The organism is Joostella sp. (genome assembly GCF_048266025.1).
Classification (GTDB): Bacteria; Bacteroidota; Bacteroidia; order Flavobacteriales; family Flavobacteriaceae; genus Galbibacter; species Galbibacter atrarenae.
In genome coordinates, this window is record NZ_JBLXAF010000001.1 from 66,000 (window position 1) to 81,935 (window position 15,936).

Consider the following 15,936-nt stretch of genomic DNA (forward strand, 5'->3'; position numbering starts at 1 on the left):
CTGAAAAGATTATCATAAAAGAGATTATAAAACAGGTTTAAATTCCCATATCTATTTCTTCTCCCACCTTTAATTTAAATCGTTTTCTAAAAAAGAATACAAATAAATAGAGCAATGGTGTGTCTAGAACCGCAACAAACACTTTAAAAAGGAAACCGCTTATTACCAATCCATAAAACAAATCCCATGGTAAAACTTTAAAAACACACAATAAAAAAACTACTGTAAAAGTGTCTATAAACTGAGACGTAAAAGTTGAAAAATTGTTTCGTAACCAAAGGTACTTTCCATTAGTTAGTTTTTTCCAAAAGTGGTAAATAGTAATATCGATATACTGTGCAAAAAGATATGCTATCATCGAGGCAAAAACAGCCACTGGCGACAATGCAAAAACATGTGTAAAGGTATCATCTTGTATTGGAGAAGTTGGTAATGCAGGAACGCGTTCGGCAATTAAAATAATAGCCATCGAAAAGAAAGAGGCAAATATCCCAGCAGTAACCACTTGATTTGCCTTTTTCTGACCATATATTTCTGAAATCAGATCGGTTATTAAAAATGTAATAGGATACGGTAAAATTCCAACCGAAATCTCGAATAATGAAGCTCCAAAAACTTTAGTTTCTCCAAAAGGATACCAATAAAAGAATTTCTGAAAAATAAGATTCGACACTACCAGCGAAGTTATAAACAACGCTCCTAAATACAGATATATTTTAAATGCTAACTTCCTATCTTTATCAGTCATTCACTATTTTATATTCATTTCAAAAGGCATTCTAGCTTGAACTCCTTTCTGATTTGTTAGGGATTTCATTTGTTGCATGATGTTATAAATCTCCTCCCCTAGTTCTTCTTTTAAAAGCTCTTCTTTGCTTTTCACAAAACCAAGACCAGAGAACCCTTGTAATAATTCTTCAATACTTGTTTCGTAAACAGGAAGGTTTTTAATCGTGTAATCTTCAACTCCATTAGAAGATGCTGCATAAGCAATTGCTTCTTCTAAACCTCCAATCTCATCTACCAAACCACGCTCTTTGGCTTGAGTTCCAGTCCAAACTCTACCCTGAGCAACGCTATCTACATCCGCAATACTCATATCTCTTCCATCCGCAACACGTTGTAAGAAAGTTTTATAAAAATCTTCAATTCCTTCTTTAGCATACTTTTTAAAACTCTCATTATCAGATTCAAAAACACTATAAGTAGTAGAATTCTTATTGGTATTTACCTGCTCTGCATTAATTCCCCATTTATCTGCTAACTCACTAACATTTGGGATTGTAGCAAAAACACCTATAGATCCTGTAATCGTAGAAGGTTCTGCGAAAATTTTATCTCCAGCAACTGCCATATAATACCCTCCAGAAGCAGCTAAATTCCCCATAGACACAATTACAGGCTTCACTTTTTTAGTGATTTCCATTTCTCTCCAGATAATATCTGAAGTTAAAGCCATCCCTCCAGGAGAATTAATACGCATCACGATAGCCTTTACATTATCATCTTCTCTTGCATCTTTTAGAGATTTAAACATCGTTTCTTGACCGATATAATTATCGTTCCCTTTACCATAACCGATCTCCCCTTGCGCATAGATAACTGCAATCTTATTTTTACCAACTGTTTTTACCTTTTTTGAAGTATATTCAGCATAATCAAGAATATTAATTGCGTTGATCTTATCATCTTCTGTTAAGTCCATTTTACTTTTTAGCAAACCATTATATTCATCAATATAACTTAACCCATCTACGAATTTATTTTCCAGTGCTAATTTTGGTGTACGGGTAGCCAATTCATCTGCGAAGGTATTTAACTGAAGCGTGTCTATATTTCTACTTTCAGAAATATCTTGTAAATAAGTACTCCAAACAGACTCCAAAAGTTCTGTGATTTGTTCTCTATTGGCCTCACTCATCTTGTTATTAAGATAAGGCTCTACAGCGCTCTTATACTTTCCATGACGAATAACTTCCATTTTTATTCCTGAATTCTCTTGAAGATCTTTTAAATATAATACTTCTGAAGAAAGTCCTCTAAAATCTAAATTCCCAGTAGGATTCAAAAAAACAGAGTCTGCTACAGAAGCCAAATAGTAATCTTTTTGAAGGTAAATATCACCATAAGCATATACAAACTTCCCAGATTCTTTAAACTTCTCAATCGCCTCTCTTATGGTTCTTGTGTTTGCAGAACCTGTAGTGATAAAAGAATTGTGAATACTAATTCCTTTAATCTTATCATCTGTAGCTGCTTTATTTATGGCAAGCAGCACATTATTAAGTCCGTTATATTCTTCAAACTTATACTCGATATCTGTAAATTCATATTTCCCTCCATAATCTTTTAGAGGCTCCTTGAAATTAATTTCTAAAACAGAGTTGTTTTTTACTGTTACTTGTTCTTCACTCCCTCCAGCAACTGCAGCGATAACAATAAAAAACATAAAAATTATTCCGATAGCAATAAGCGTCCCTAAAATGGCCGCCATTAAATTTCTCAAAAATTTCATATAAATAAACTTAGGTATAAGTCTTCCAAAGATACTTGCAACTCAACAAAAAACAAATTAATAAGGCGAAAATGAATGTTTTTTAAAAACAAGCTACAACTATATATCTAATCAAATTAAAAATCCATTCTTAAAAGGAGTTTACATTCTAACACAAGAGATTAAATCTAAAACCTCCTACATAAGAAAACACGCTCTTATAATTATAAAACGATTAAATAGAATTCAACATTTTTTTAGCACCATCATAGCATTTCTTTTTGTTATTTTGCGGTTTCTTATGATTCACTACAAACGCACATACCTCTCCATTGGAAGTAACTTAGGAGATAAATATAAAAATCTCAATAAAACCGTCGAACTCATTAAAGAGAGTATTGGCAATTTAATTTCTTGCTCTCCAATCTACCAAACACCAGCTTGGGGTTTTGAGAGTGATGATTTTTATAATATTTGCATTGGAATAGATACGGAGTTACAACCTCTAGAATTACTCGATTGTATCTTACAAATTGAAGAAAAAATGGGAAGAGTTCGTTCTCAAACTGAAGGTTATGCTGCTCGGACCATAGACATCGACATTATATTTTATGAGGATGCTATGATAAGTGAGCCAGAACTTATAATTCCGCATCCTAACTTACATCTTCGGAAATTTGTACTCCAACCGCTTGCTGATATCGCTCCTGGTAAAATACATCCAAAATTGAACAAAAGTATTACAGAACTACTAGAGGCATGTGAAGATAATAGTGAGCTAGAAAAAATTAGCTTAGAGATTTCTTTAGAAAAAAAAGACTTCACGAAATTTAATTTTATTGCTATTGAAGGAAATATTGGCGCAGGAAAAACAACCCTAGCTAATAAAATAGCAGAAGATTTTAATGGAAAATTAATCTTGGAAAGGTTTGCCGACAATCCTTTTCTTCCTAAATTTTATGAGGATAAAAATAGATATGCATTTCCTTTAGAAATGTCATTTTTAGCTGATCGTTATCAACAATTTACAGACGACACTTCACGCCCTGATTTGTTCAAGAACTTTATGGTAAGCGATTATGATATTTTTAAATCGCTAATTTTTGCTAAAGTCACATTACAGGAAGATGAATTTAAACTTTACAGAAAAATTTTCAACTCCATGTATAAAGAGGTTGTAAAGCCTGATATATACATCTATCTACATCAGAATACAAAAAGACTGCTGCAGAACATTAAAAAACGTGGTCGAAGTTACGAACAGAGTATTCCTACTGAATACTTGGAGGAAATTAATAACGGATATTTGGATTTCATAAAAACACATCCAGAAATAAACCCTTTGATTATTGATATTTCTGAATTAGATTTCCTACAAAACAAAAATGATTACCAGTTTATCATCGATAAAATACACGATTTTTAAGACGAGAAGCTTTGTTCCTTAAAAAAATGTTAAGCTTATTTTTGTTTTTCTCGTTAAAGTTTACTTAATTCGTAGAGAATTTAAAAAAAGAAACTAGCTAACTTTACTTAAATATATTTACCAGGGATTCGTTACTTCGAATCCCTTTTTTATAGTTTTAATTTAGCGAACAGATCCCAAACCACAACTCCAGCACTTACTGAAATATTTAAAGAATGTTTTGTTCCAAATTGAGGGATTTCTACCACATTCGAAACCATAGAAACTACTTTTTGCTGAACACCTTTAACTTCATTTCCAAAGATAACAGCATATCGTTTCTCTTTTTCAATATTAAAATCGTTTAACATAGTAGCATTCTCAGCTTGTTCAATTGCTACAGTCACAACACCCTCCTCGTGTAATTTAGCAATTAGCTCTTCTGTATTTTCTACATACTCCCAAGCAACACTATCTGTAGCCCCTAAAGCTGTTTTATTAATATCTTTATGCGGTGGCTTTGCAGTAATTCCACACAAATATATTTTTTCAATCAAAAAAGCATCTGCTGTTCTAAAAACAGATCCGATATTATTTAAACTACGGATATTATCTAAAATAATTATAAGGGGTGTTTTTGTAGCTTCTTTAAATTCTTCTACATTTAAACGCTCCAATTCATTATTTTTTAACTTTCTCATCTGAATACTTTTTTGCAAAAGTAGGGAATCTTATTAGACAAAAAAACGAAACCTCCTAGCCCCGATAGAGCTGATACCGTGTATAGGCGAAAGCGGGCAACAGCTTTTACTAAAAACAACTAATAAAGTGCTCCATAATATTATCTATCAACAAAAGTTGTTTATAATAGATACCTTTAAAAATGGTTTAAAAAAATAAAAAATAATACTTTCGCTATGAAACCTAATTTATAAGATTTGGCAGCAACAAAGAAAAAAAAGACTACCCCTTTAATGACGCAGTATAATACCATTAAAGGCAAATACCCGGATGCACTTTTGCTATTTAGGGTGGGAGATTTTTATGAAACTTTTGGAGAAGATGCTGTGGAAACTGCTAAAATATTAGGCATTGTTTTAACTCACCGAAATAATGGTGGCGATAGAACAGAATTAGCTGGGTTTCCACATCACTCGCTAAACACTTACCTTCCAAAATTGGTGAAATCGGGTTTACGGGTTGCAATATGCGATCAATTGGAAGATCCAAAACAGACAAAAAGCATTGTAAAAAGAGGAGTTACAGAGTTAATTACTCCTGGCGTTGCCTTAAATGATGATATTCTTACAGCAAAATCTAATAATTTCTTAGGAGCAATCCATTTTGGAAAGAAAACACTGGGTATCTCTTTTCTTGATGTTTCGACAGGCGAATTTTTAACCGCTGAAGGTAATGAAGAGTATATTGCTAAACTTTTTCAAAACTTTTCTCCTAGTGAAATATTAATTTCAAAAAAACACAAAGCAGATTTCTTAACTAGTTTCGGAAAAGGATTCCATACTTTTTTCATGGAAGATTGGATCTTTCAAGAAGATTACACACAAGAAACGCTTAATAATCACTTCCAGACAAAATCTTTAAAAGGTTTTGGAGTTGCTCATTTACAACATGGAATTGTAGCAGCTGGAGCTGCTTTACACTATCTTTCGGAAACCCAACACAAAAAACTACAACACATAACTTCTATAGCGCGAATTGCTGAAGAAGAATATGTATGGATGGATCGCTTTACCATTCGCAATTTAGAATTATACCAAGCTCCATCAGCAAGTGCTGTAACCCTTCTTGATATTATCGATAAAACGATTTCTCCAATGGGTGGACGTTTGCTTAAGAGATGGCTTGCCTTGCCGCTTAAGAATATCGATAAGATCAACCAACGCCATGAGATTGTACAGTTTCTTTCTGATAATGACAATACAACGGCTAGTTTTAGAGATCAGATAAAACAAATTAGCGACCTAGAGCGACTTATTTCTAAGGTTGCTACAGGAAAGATTAATCCGAGAGAAGTTGTTTTACTAAAAAATTCTTTGGAGGCAATTATTCCTATCAAAGAAATAGCTACAAAAAGTGACAATGACGCCTTAAAAAGCATTGGAGATCGTTTAAACTTATGTGATGTTCTTAGGGATAAAATAACGCAAACAATTCATGAAGAAGCTCCTGTAAACATAAATAAAGGGCAAACTATAGCCACTGGATTCTCTTCGGAATTAGATGAGCTTCGGGATCTTGCATTTTCTGGTAAAGATTATCTAAATAACATGCTAGAGCGAGAAATGAAAGCCACAGGAATCTCGTCATTGAAAATTGCTAGTAATAACGTATTTGGATATTATATAGAAGTTAGAAACACGCATAAAGATAAGGTGCCAGAAAATTGGATTCGTAAGCAAACTTTGGTTAATGCAGAGCGTTATATTACTGAGGAATTAAAAGAATACGAATCTAAAATATTAGGAGCAGAAGAGAAAATTGCAATTTTAGAGCAACAGCTTTTTTCACAATTAATATCTTGGATGCATTCTTATATCCAATCTGTACAAACTAATGCGGCTCTAATTGCACAATTAGACTGTCTCTGTAGTTTTGTTCAATTAGCAAAAGACAATAATTACAACAGACCAGAAATAAACGATTCTTACGATCTTGAAATAGAAAATGGAAGACACCCCGTTATAGAAAAACAACTTCCTTTGGGAGAAGCTTATATTGCCAACAATGTGATTCTTAATAGAGATGAGCAGCAAATTATAATGATTACAGGACCAAATATGAGTGGTAAATCGGCTATTTTGAGACAAACAGCTCTTATAGTTTTACTAGCACAAATGGGAAGTTTTGTTCCAGCAGAAAAAGCTCGTATTGGTATTGTCGATAAAATTTTTACCCGTGTAGGTGCCAGTGATAATATCTCTTTAGGCGAATCTACATTTATGGTTGAAATGAATGAAACCGCTTCTATTCTTAATAATGTTTCTGAAAGAAGTTTAATTTTACTTGATGAAATTGGTAGAGGTACAAGTACATATGATGGTATTTCTATTGCATGGGCTATTGCAGAGTATATCCACGAACATCCAGGGAAAGCAAAGACACTGTTTGCCACTCATTACCATGAGCTGAATGAAATGACAGAAACTTTCTCTAGAATAAAAAACTTTAATGTTTCTGTAAAAGAATTAAAAGACAATGTCCTTTTCTTAAGAAAACTTGTTTCTGGAGGAAGTGAACATAGCTTTGGAATACACGTAGCAAAAATGGCTGGAATGCCACAGCAAGTAATCCATAGAGCAAACAAAATATTAAAGAAGCTTGAGAAATCTCACAGCAGTGAAGAACTTACAGACAACCTAAAAGCATCTCAAAATGAAATGCAGCTAAGCATTTTTAATTTAGATGACCCACTTTTAGAAAATATAAAAGAAGAGATTCTACATACTGATATAGATACATTGACTCCTGTAGAGGCTTTAATGAAATTAAATGAGATAAAAAGAATGCTTGTTAAGAAGTAGATAATCTGATAGTTATAAATAATTTTAAAATTTATTCAATTCTTTTTCAAAAAAAGCTTTGGTTTTTGAAGAATTGTTTTAAATTTGCATCCGCAATCAGAGATATACTGAGCGCCACAAAGACCAAGTGTTCTTTTATTTATTTAAAACCAATGCGAAAATAGCTCAGTTGGTAGAGCGCAACCTTGCCAAGGTTGAGGTCGCGGGTTCGAATCCCGTTTTTCGCTCAATAAAATGAGCGAACAACAAAAGAAGTTATCAGAACAAATTCTGATTTTCAGAATCGCTTTCGTTCTTTAAAAATATTTCGCTCGAGTGGTGGAATTGGTAGACACGCTGGACTTAAAATCCAGTGGGCAGTAATGTCCGTGCGGGTTCAAGTCCCGCCTCGAGTACTTAAACCCTAGTAAATCTCACGATTTTCTAGGGTTTTTTGCTTTTATAAACATTGGTTTACTGCCCCACCGCAAACCAAAAAGCAACATCAAGAATCTCAGGCGTAAGCCATAAGACAGATATCATAAGCTATTTTAGAAACTACACCTAAAAATAGCTCTCACAGGCAAGGAACTCGCAATAAGTTATAGCCATTAACTCGCATTACCATATTCCTTCTGTACGCTATCCTGTAGATTAACATACAGCAAAGGACTTTTAAACTCTGATCGTTGTAATATTTCAGATTGCTTTTCAACACTCAATCGTGTTTGACTCAATGCCTCCATATCAAAATGCAAAGCATACTTTCTGCGTGCATCATAAATAAGCCATTTTTTATTCAGATATCTACGCTTAAAATAATTCCCTATAAGCGGAATCATATTAAAATTAGAATTTAAAACCGCGACATCCATATCATCATCAGTTGTCTTAAACTCCAAATAAGTTTGAATATGATGCATTTCTCTAGTAACCATACGAGCCACCTGAGACACACGAAGCGCACTTACATTTGAAAGATCTGTATAATTAAAAGACTCCGTTGCATACACATGCATGATATATTGCAACAACACATCTTCCGTACCTTTAATTTCGCTCAGAAAAGCCTTATACATCTCCTTAGCTCCATGTTTTGTTATCTTCACCTCCAAAGAACTCCAAACACGCCTAGCGTGCTCCTCATTAGCCTCTATTCGCTTTCCTTCCGCAAACATATCTGGAACATAATGTTTAGGCTTCACTATAGAAACATTTTTAAGTCCTTTATCAAAAACATGATATACTGCAGATAGAAATCCTGAAAAACTCTCATCGTAAATTAAAATAGTGTTCATAGTAGTCTTGTTTTTATTGAAAAGCCTTTCAACCATTATTTTCTTAATTTTAGGAAATATTCCAATATTTAATAGTCCTAGCTTCATATTTTAATTAAATTAGCAACTGTTATCATTAATAACAATCCAAATATATGGAAAATTTCCAATAAAAAGGAATTATTCCAAAATATTTTATATATTTACATTGCTAAAAAGCACAATATGAAGTCGGAACTCCCTATAGAAGTAATTAGATTTAAAGAGGTAAGAGAAAAGCTAAACCATACACAGCAAAGCTTTGCAGAGGTTTTGAATGTAAAAAAGTCTACTGCAGATATAGAGCGAGGAAAATCTAAAATTACAGGGAGCGTCGTTGTTGCACTTATGGAAAATTTCCAAATCAATCCACTTTGGCTCTATGGAAAAAGTAATCAGAGAACTTTAGACACCTCCATCAACACTTCTCCTAAAGTCATTACTATTACACCAGAAAACAACGAAGGCATTGTATTAGTCAATGTAAAAGCGGCAGCTGGGTACCCTAACAACATTCAAGATCTAGATTGGTACGAAGAGCTTCCTGCGTTCACCATTCCACTTCCAGAATACAGAAATACGACCTATCGTGGCTTTCAAGTAGAGGGAGACAGTATGCTACCAAGCCTACACCCAAAAGAGTGGGTTTTAGGAAAGGCCGTGGAAAGTATTTCTATGCTTAAAAATCACTCTATTTGCGTAGTCGTTATGCAAGATAGCGTACTTGTAAAAAAGGTGCAAAAGCATGAAAATAACAACGAATCCCTATCGCTTATATCCTTAAATCCGGATTACCCACCCATTACTATTAACACCTTTCAGATACAAGAATTATGGGAGGTAAGTAGCAAAATCAGCTCTGAAATTGACGATAATTCTGGTTCACTTGCATTAACGCAAATTCAACAATCTTTAATAGACTTAAAGAATGAAATTAACTCATTAAAGAAATAGCAAACTTCATGGACTAATAGCAACAACTATAATATTTCTGCTAATAATATTTCATAGAAGCAAGTAAGCTTATCACTTCAATAAATCGCTGTTGCCCGCTATCGCCCATACACGGTATTTGGCTCTATCGGGGCTAGTTATATTCTTTCTGGGTTATAAGCTATCAGCAGTAAAAAAATAAATTATTGTTCTATACTTTCAGCAGAAAAAGAAGTAAGCTCATTGTCCTCAAAAGTAACATGCAACTCAATAGGATTACAGCATACCTCACAGTCTTCTACATAAGTCTGACTCACAGAAGGGTCTAATAGCATCGATATTTCTTCCCAACAATATGGGCATTGAAAATAGTGTTCAAACATATTATTTAGTTCGAAAATCAACCAAAAACTTACAGTTTAAAACTCAAAATTTAAAATCTGACCACTTACCTGCAACACTTCAAGCTCTGCAAGCTTAGCAGTATATTTCGCTCTATTTTTTGCTAAAACAGCATTCAATAAATTTATCTGTGCTTGTCGAAATTCTAAAGATGTGGCCGTTCCGAATTTATAACGTTCCTCAGTTCGATTAAAATTATTTAAACTCGTTGCTACATTCTTTTTCTGAGTTTCCAGAATAAATAATGAATTCTGATACGTTTCCCAGGCATTTCTAATATCTCTCTCTACCGTTAAATCAACTTGCTTACGCTGTAACTCCTGATTCTCATATTGGATTTTAGCATTTCTAAGTTGCGTAATACTTTGTCCGCCATCAAACAAGTCCCAACTTAAATTCACTCCTCCAGAAAGTCCCGTAGTTGTACTCGTAATAGTAAAAGCCAACGGATTATCATTAGAGCTTTCGTTCCAACCATAAGAACCTGTTAAACCAATTGTAGGCAAGAAATTACCCTTGGCCATCTTTACAGAATAATCATTTATTAGCAGTCCTTTCTCGGTTTGTAGCAAAACCACATTGTTTTGCTTCGCTTGGTTAAGAATATCTTCCATTACTAAATTCGGGATAAATTCTACCAAAGTATCAACAACAAAATGATTTGAAAGATCTCTATTCATTATCAAATTAAGATCGCGCTTTGTGTTCTTTAATACCTGCTCTTGTTGTAATAAATTTATACTATCGGTATTTACATCCACTTCAGCATTTAAAACATCTAAACCAGTATTCTGACCATATTCAAATTGATATTTAGCACGCTGCAATCGATCTTTAGAAATAGCCAATGCTTGTTTTAAATTAGAAGTGTTCTCTGTTAAACGAGCAACTTCATAATACACACTAAAAAGCTGAAGAATAGTTGTCTCTATAGTCTCTCTTGCCTGAAGCTCTGTTAAACCAGATTGCTCTTTTAAAGCTTTATAATTATACAACCTTCCAAGGCCATCAAACAAAGTATAATTAACATTAATAGAAGCGTTATACCTTCTTGTCTCCACATCTTCTGCCGAACGAACTTCTCCATTTGCAAGCTCTCCTTCAGTATCCTCTTTATTAATGCTTGCTCCACCATTTCCTGTAAGAGTAGGTAAATAACCAGAGTTTAAAATTCCAGCGTTATTAGCGGCAATCTCACTCTCATTATTCGCCATTTTTATCCCTAAATTATTATTCAGCGTATAAGAAATAGCATCCTCTTTAGTTAGCATATCTTGTGCAAACAAATTATTTCCAAGAAGAAAAAATCCTATAATTATTATAAGTTTCATACTATTCATGATCTTCTGCATTTTGTTCTTTTACTGCTCTTTCTACTTCTCTAGGTTTTACTTTTTTTCCACTCTTTAACCAAACAGTAGCCACTTTTGTCCTATTACTCATCGATAATAAAATAGGAAGCATTAACAACGTTAAAAGTGTTGCAATAGCAATTCCAAAAGATATCGCTATTGCCATTGGCTTTAGAAACTGAGCTTGTCTACTTTTTTCAAATAATAAAGGAGCTAAACCAGCAATTGTAGTGATGGACGTTAAGAAAATAGCTCGAAATCTAGACTTACCCGCCATTAATACAGACTGAGAGTAACTTTTACCTTCTTTAAGAAAACTATTAAACTTCCCTATTAACACCAATCCATCGTTTACCATAATCCCTATCAAGGCAATAATTCCTAACATAGAAAGTACATTTATTGGGAAACCAAGTAAGTAATGTCCCCAAGCAACTCCTATTAAACTAAAAGGAATCATAAGTAATAATAATAATGGCTGACTGTAACTTCTGAAGGTAAATGCTATAACGGCATATATTAGGAAGATAATTACAGGAAATACTTTCCAAGCGGAATTCGATAACTTCTCCGCCTCTCTATTTTGCCCTTCGTAAGAAGCAGTAACCGTAGAATAATGAGATTGTAATTCAGGCATAATATTGTCCTGAATGTCTGCTAAAATATCAGTAGCACTTTCATCTGGATCGCTTAAATCTGCTTCCACCCGAATTTCTCTAATCCCATTTAAATGCGCAATGGATTCATCTCCCCTTGCGATGTTATAATTTGCAATCTCTCTAAACGGAACTCGCTCACCGGAAGGAGTAATAATTCTCATTTCATCCAAATCATTGATAGAAGCTCTATTTGTTCTATCATAACGAACCCAAACTCGAATTTCATCTTGGCCACGCTGAAAACGTTGTGCTTGAAACCCAAAGAAACCACTTCTTACCTGCGTCATTACAGTACGAAGATCTAAGCCCAAAGCATAGGCACTTTCTTTCAGTTTAATTCTAATTTCTTTAATTCCTTCAGGATCTGTATCAATAACATCTTTTAGCAAAGGATGGGCCTTTAGCCGTTCTTTTAAAAATGTCTTAGCTTCTTTTAATTCCTCTCTATTATTACCTAAGAGCGAAACAGAAACTGGTTTACCTCCAAAGTTACCTCCAGAACCAAAAGTTAAACGCTCCACTCCATACACTTCTCCAACGGTATCTCGTAAACTATTAGTGATTAGAAAAGACTCAAAATCACGTTCTTCTCCAGCCAGTAAATTAATACTAAGAGAAGCTTTATTGGTTCCAGGACCTACTCTTTTAATTACATTCTGAACTACTTGCTTATCTCCTTCTTGAATTTCTGAGTATTTCTCATTTACTTTCCATACATTTTCTTCTACTAAACTTATAATAGAATCTGTAACACGTGCATTTGTTCCTTCTGGCATTAATAAATCTACAGAAACACGATCACTGGCTATACTAGGAAATAAAGTTGTACCTATAATACCTCCTCCAATAGCTCCTATTGTTACTATAAAAAACATAGCAAAAATTCCGAAAGCTAATATTTGATATCTCAAACAAAACTTTAGTGCTGGCCCATATACATTATCACGCAAATAGTCCATCATCCTATCTCCATACTTATTAATCTCTCTCATTTTTGAGAAAAATTGTTTTATGGCAGATTTATCTTTTCTAGCCTCTTCCGCTTTATCTACTTTTATCAATGCCTTTGAATGCGCAATATGGGCAGGTAAAATAATAAGAGCTTCAAAAAGAGAAACTATCAATGTTATAATAACCACTGTAGATACTTCTCCAAAAAATTCTCCAATACGGCTATCTAAGAACAAAAATGTAGAGAATGCTAAAACGGTAGTTAAAATAGCAGATATAATAGGCGGCAACACTTCCATCGTTCCATCAACAGCTGCCTTTATTGGCGAAGCTCCTCTCTCGTAATGTTGATAGATATTTTCTGCTATTACAATCCCATCATCTACAAGAATTCCGATTACAATAATCATCCCAAAAAGAGATAATACATTTATAGTAACATCGAACATTCCTCCAAAAATAAATAACCCAAGGAAGGAAATCGGAAGACCGAAAGCTACCCAAAATGCCAATCTAGAGTTTAAGAAAATAGACAAGAAAACAAGAACCAATAATATTCCTTGCCATGCATTTGTAGCCAACAACTCTGTACGTTGTTTTAACCTTATTGAAGAATCGGAAACAACATCTAATTTTACATTATTATATTTATCATTAAACTCTTCAATATAATCATTCACCTTATCTGCAGCAGAAATCAAATCTTCACTATTGGTATTACTAATCGTAATATTTACTGCTAAGTTCCCATTAAAATAGGAAGCATTTGGCGTTTCTTCAAAACGGTCTCTTATTTCTGCTACATCTCTTAATCTTACCGTTGTTCCCCCAGGTAAAGCCTTTACTACAATATTATTAAGTTCATCTCCATAATAAGAACGGTTATTTGCTCTTATTAAATACTCCTCATTATCTGTCTTTATATTCCCTCCTGTTACTAATAAATTAGTTTGTGAAATTGCAGAAGCCACTTCAGAAAAAGTAAGGTTATAAGCTAAAAGATCTAACTCTCTAACTGCTATTTCTATTTCTTCTTCTGGAAATCCATTTATTTCAATTTGAGAAACTCCATCAAAGCGACGCATATCATTCTCTACATCACGAGAAATTTTCTTTAATGTAGGTAAAGAGACATTATCTCCACTAACAGTAAAACTTATTGTTTCTCTAACGCTTCTCTGCTTACCTACAATTAAGGGCTCCATTCCTGCAGGAAATGTAGGAACTTGATCTACCGCATTCTTAACTTCTAGCAGCATAAAATCAATATCGTAGCCTTTAAGAATTTCAACTGTTATAGATCCTCCATTTTCTCGAGAAGTAGAGGTCACTCTATCTATTCCTTCAATCCCTTTTAGATTGTCTTCAATTTTTATTACAATTCCTTCTTCTATTTCCTGTGGTGCTGCTCCTGGATAAGCAACACTAATATTTATGATTTTAGAATCTATGAGAGGAAAAAAAGAAGACTTTAAGGTAAGTGCTCCGAATATTCCGAAAATTACAAATGCTAGAATAAAAACATTTACTGCAACATCGTATTTTATAAAATAGGCTAGTAATTTTCTCATTCTGCTGCTTCTTGTTTTGTGGTACCATTAATATTAGAAGCATCAGAAATTTTAACTACCATCCCAGGGTATGCACCTGGAATAGATCTAGTAATTATTTTTTCTCCATCAGGCACATCTTTCAAAACAACTTCTCTATCAGAATAAAAAATTGGATTCACCTTTAAAAGACTTAAAACTGTATCTTTAACCGCATAGATATGTGATTCATCTACCATAAGAGATCTATCTATTTTTATAGCACTTGGCTCATCCATTGCTACTAAACTAGCCTCCATATACATTCCTTCTTTTAATGTAGCTCCTTCTGCCTCTATAAATACTTTAACTGTTTGCGTAGCCTGATCTATTTTTCCATTAATTCTACTAACCTTTCCTTTCCAAGACTCTGTATGCTCTAAATTGGAAAGCGTCACCTCTTCTCCTACTCTTAAAAACTGACTATAAGATTTATTAACCGCAACTTCCATTTCATAAACATTAGGATCAATAAATTCACCTAATTTCTGCCCGTTTCTAATCAAAGTTCCTTCGTTTACTAAAGCTTCTGTAAGAACCCCTGTAAATGGCGCTACAATTGTATACTTCTGTAGGCGTTGTTCTAAATTCCTAATATTATAATATGATGAATTAATTCCTCTTCCGATAATAAAATTAGTCTCCTGAACAGACGAAGACTCTGGGAGTGTCGGAATAGGTTTGTCCATATTAAAACTAGAAAGATATTCCTGCCATTTAGGATAAGCATCTGGATAATCTAATCTTAAATCTGGCATTATAGAAGTAATCAGATTTATAAAACTACTTTTTTGAGACTGCACAGAAGCATAAAATTCCCCGTCATTAATTCTTAATAACACGCTTCCTTTCCTGTACTCTTGACCTTCCTTAAACAGCTTGCTACTTCTCTCAAAAACTCCTTGTACTTCAGAATATATCTCTATTCTATGTTTTGCTAAAAGGTTTCCGTTATTTGTTACAACGATTGGTATCTCCTTATTCTTAACTGTTTCTACGAATACAGTTTTTACTACTCTTTTTACATTTCCTTCAGATTTTTCTTTTGAATCGATAAGGTAATTCGCAATAAAAATTGCAAAAACGATTAAGAGTACCCCAAGGATACCTAATATAATTTTTCTCATTGTAATGGATTAGTTCAGTAACTCACAAAACTATTTATAAGAAAGCGAGCATAAGGTTAAATGTTTCTTAAAAAACTAAAAAAAATCTTAAACCCAAAAAAAAGAGTGTTGGTACGATACCAACACTCTGTAAATCAATCAAACTAACTAAAATATGGAATCATTGCTTACGTTCCATTATCATATA

The 15,936-nt window shown here is 33.6% G+C and carries 11 protein-coding genes, 2 tRNA genes and 1 pseudogene; 5 read left to right on the top strand and 9 right to left on the bottom strand.

Going from position 1 to position 15,936, the window contains the following annotated elements:
* Positions 1–37: 37 nt before the first annotated feature.
* Positions 38–748 (bottom strand): queuosine precursor transporter, encoded by a 711-nt coding sequence (locus ACN0TY_RS00255; protein WP_236959367.1) that lies wholly within the window; start codon positions 746–748, stop codon positions 38–40.
* Between the two features lie 3 nt (positions 749–751).
* A complete protein-coding gene (sppA, locus tag ACN0TY_RS00260; RefSeq protein WP_417442922.1) occupies positions 752–2,515 on the bottom strand; it encodes a signal peptide peptidase SppA in 1,764 nt (587 codons plus the stop codon).
* Positions 2,516–2,795: 280 nt separating this feature from the next.
* Between sppA and folK the strand changes: the two genes are divergently transcribed.
* Positions 2,796–3,920 carry a 2-amino-4-hydroxy-6-hydroxymethyldihydropteridine diphosphokinase gene (folK, locus tag ACN0TY_RS00265; protein WP_236959369.1) on the top strand — a complete coding sequence of 375 codons (1,125 nt, stop codon included), beginning with the start codon at positions 2,796–2,798 and terminating at the stop codon, positions 3,918–3,920.
* A gap of 149 nt (positions 3,921–4,069) precedes the next feature.
* Here folK and ACN0TY_RS00270 read toward each other — a convergent pair whose 3' ends face one another.
* Complete coding sequence (locus ACN0TY_RS00270; RefSeq protein WP_417442923.1) at positions 4,070–4,600, bottom strand: TrmH family RNA methyltransferase; 531 nt, start codon at positions 4,598–4,600, stop codon at positions 4,070–4,072.
* 273 nt (positions 4,601–4,873) lie between these two features.
* Between ACN0TY_RS00270 and mutS the strand changes: the two genes are divergently transcribed.
* The 3 genes from mutS (at position 4,874) to ACN0TY_RS00285 (ending at position 7,836) form a co-directional block, all read left to right on the top strand.
* On the top strand, positions 4,874–7,441 hold the full coding sequence (mutS, locus tag ACN0TY_RS00275; protein WP_417442924.1) for a DNA mismatch repair protein MutS: 2,568 nt from the start codon (positions 4,874–4,876) through the stop codon (positions 7,439–7,441).
* Positions 7,442–7,595: 154 nt separating this feature from the next.
* Positions 7,596–7,668: transfer RNA gene (locus ACN0TY_RS00280), tRNA-Gly, on the top strand.
* Between the two features lie 82 nt (positions 7,669–7,750).
* Positions 7,751–7,836 (top strand) — tRNA-Leu (locus tag ACN0TY_RS00285).
* 195 nt (positions 7,837–8,031) lie between these two features.
* Here ACN0TY_RS00285 and ACN0TY_RS00290 read toward each other — a convergent pair.
* Positions 8,032–8,718, bottom strand: a complete 687-nt coding sequence (locus ACN0TY_RS00290) for a TIGR03915 family putative DNA repair protein (protein WP_417442925.1) — start codon at positions 8,716–8,718, stop codon at positions 8,032–8,034.
* 204 nt (positions 8,719–8,922) lie between these two features.
* Between ACN0TY_RS00290 and ACN0TY_RS00295 the strand changes: the two genes are divergently transcribed.
* Complete coding sequence (locus ACN0TY_RS00295) at positions 8,923–9,690, top strand: LexA family transcriptional regulator (protein WP_417442926.1); 768 nt, start codon at positions 8,923–8,925, stop codon at positions 9,688–9,690.
* Between the two features lie 182 nt (positions 9,691–9,872).
* Here the strand turns inward: ACN0TY_RS00295 and ACN0TY_RS00300 are convergent, their stop codons facing one another.
* The 5 genes and pseudogenes from ACN0TY_RS00300 to ACN0TY_RS00320 form a co-directional block, all read right to left on the bottom strand.
* Positions 9,873–10,052, bottom strand: a complete 180-nt coding sequence (locus ACN0TY_RS00300; RefSeq protein WP_417442927.1) for a CPXCG motif-containing cysteine-rich protein — start codon at positions 10,050–10,052, stop codon at positions 9,873–9,875.
* A gap of 36 nt (positions 10,053–10,088) precedes the next feature.
* Positions 10,089–11,402: a TolC family protein gene (locus tag ACN0TY_RS00305; RefSeq protein WP_417442928.1), complete on the bottom strand. Its 1,314-nt coding sequence runs from the start codon at positions 11,400–11,402 to the stop codon at positions 10,089–10,091.
* Between the two features lies 1 nt (position 11,403).
* Positions 11,404–14,580 (bottom strand): efflux RND transporter permease subunit, encoded by a 3,177-nt coding sequence (locus ACN0TY_RS00310; protein WP_417443689.1) that lies wholly within the window; start codon positions 14,578–14,580, stop codon positions 11,404–11,406.
* Positions 14,561–14,632, bottom strand: a pseudogene (locus ACN0TY_RS00315) (hypothetical protein); the annotation flags it as partial. The pseudogene ACN0TY_RS00315 and the gene ACN0TY_RS00310, both read right to left, overlap by 20 nt.
* A complete protein-coding gene (locus ACN0TY_RS00320; RefSeq protein WP_236959377.1) occupies positions 14,601–15,749 on the bottom strand; it encodes an efflux RND transporter periplasmic adaptor subunit in 1,149 nt (382 codons plus the stop codon). The gene ACN0TY_RS00320 and the pseudogene ACN0TY_RS00315, both read right to left, overlap by 32 nt.
* Positions 15,750–15,936: the final 187 nt, after the last annotated feature.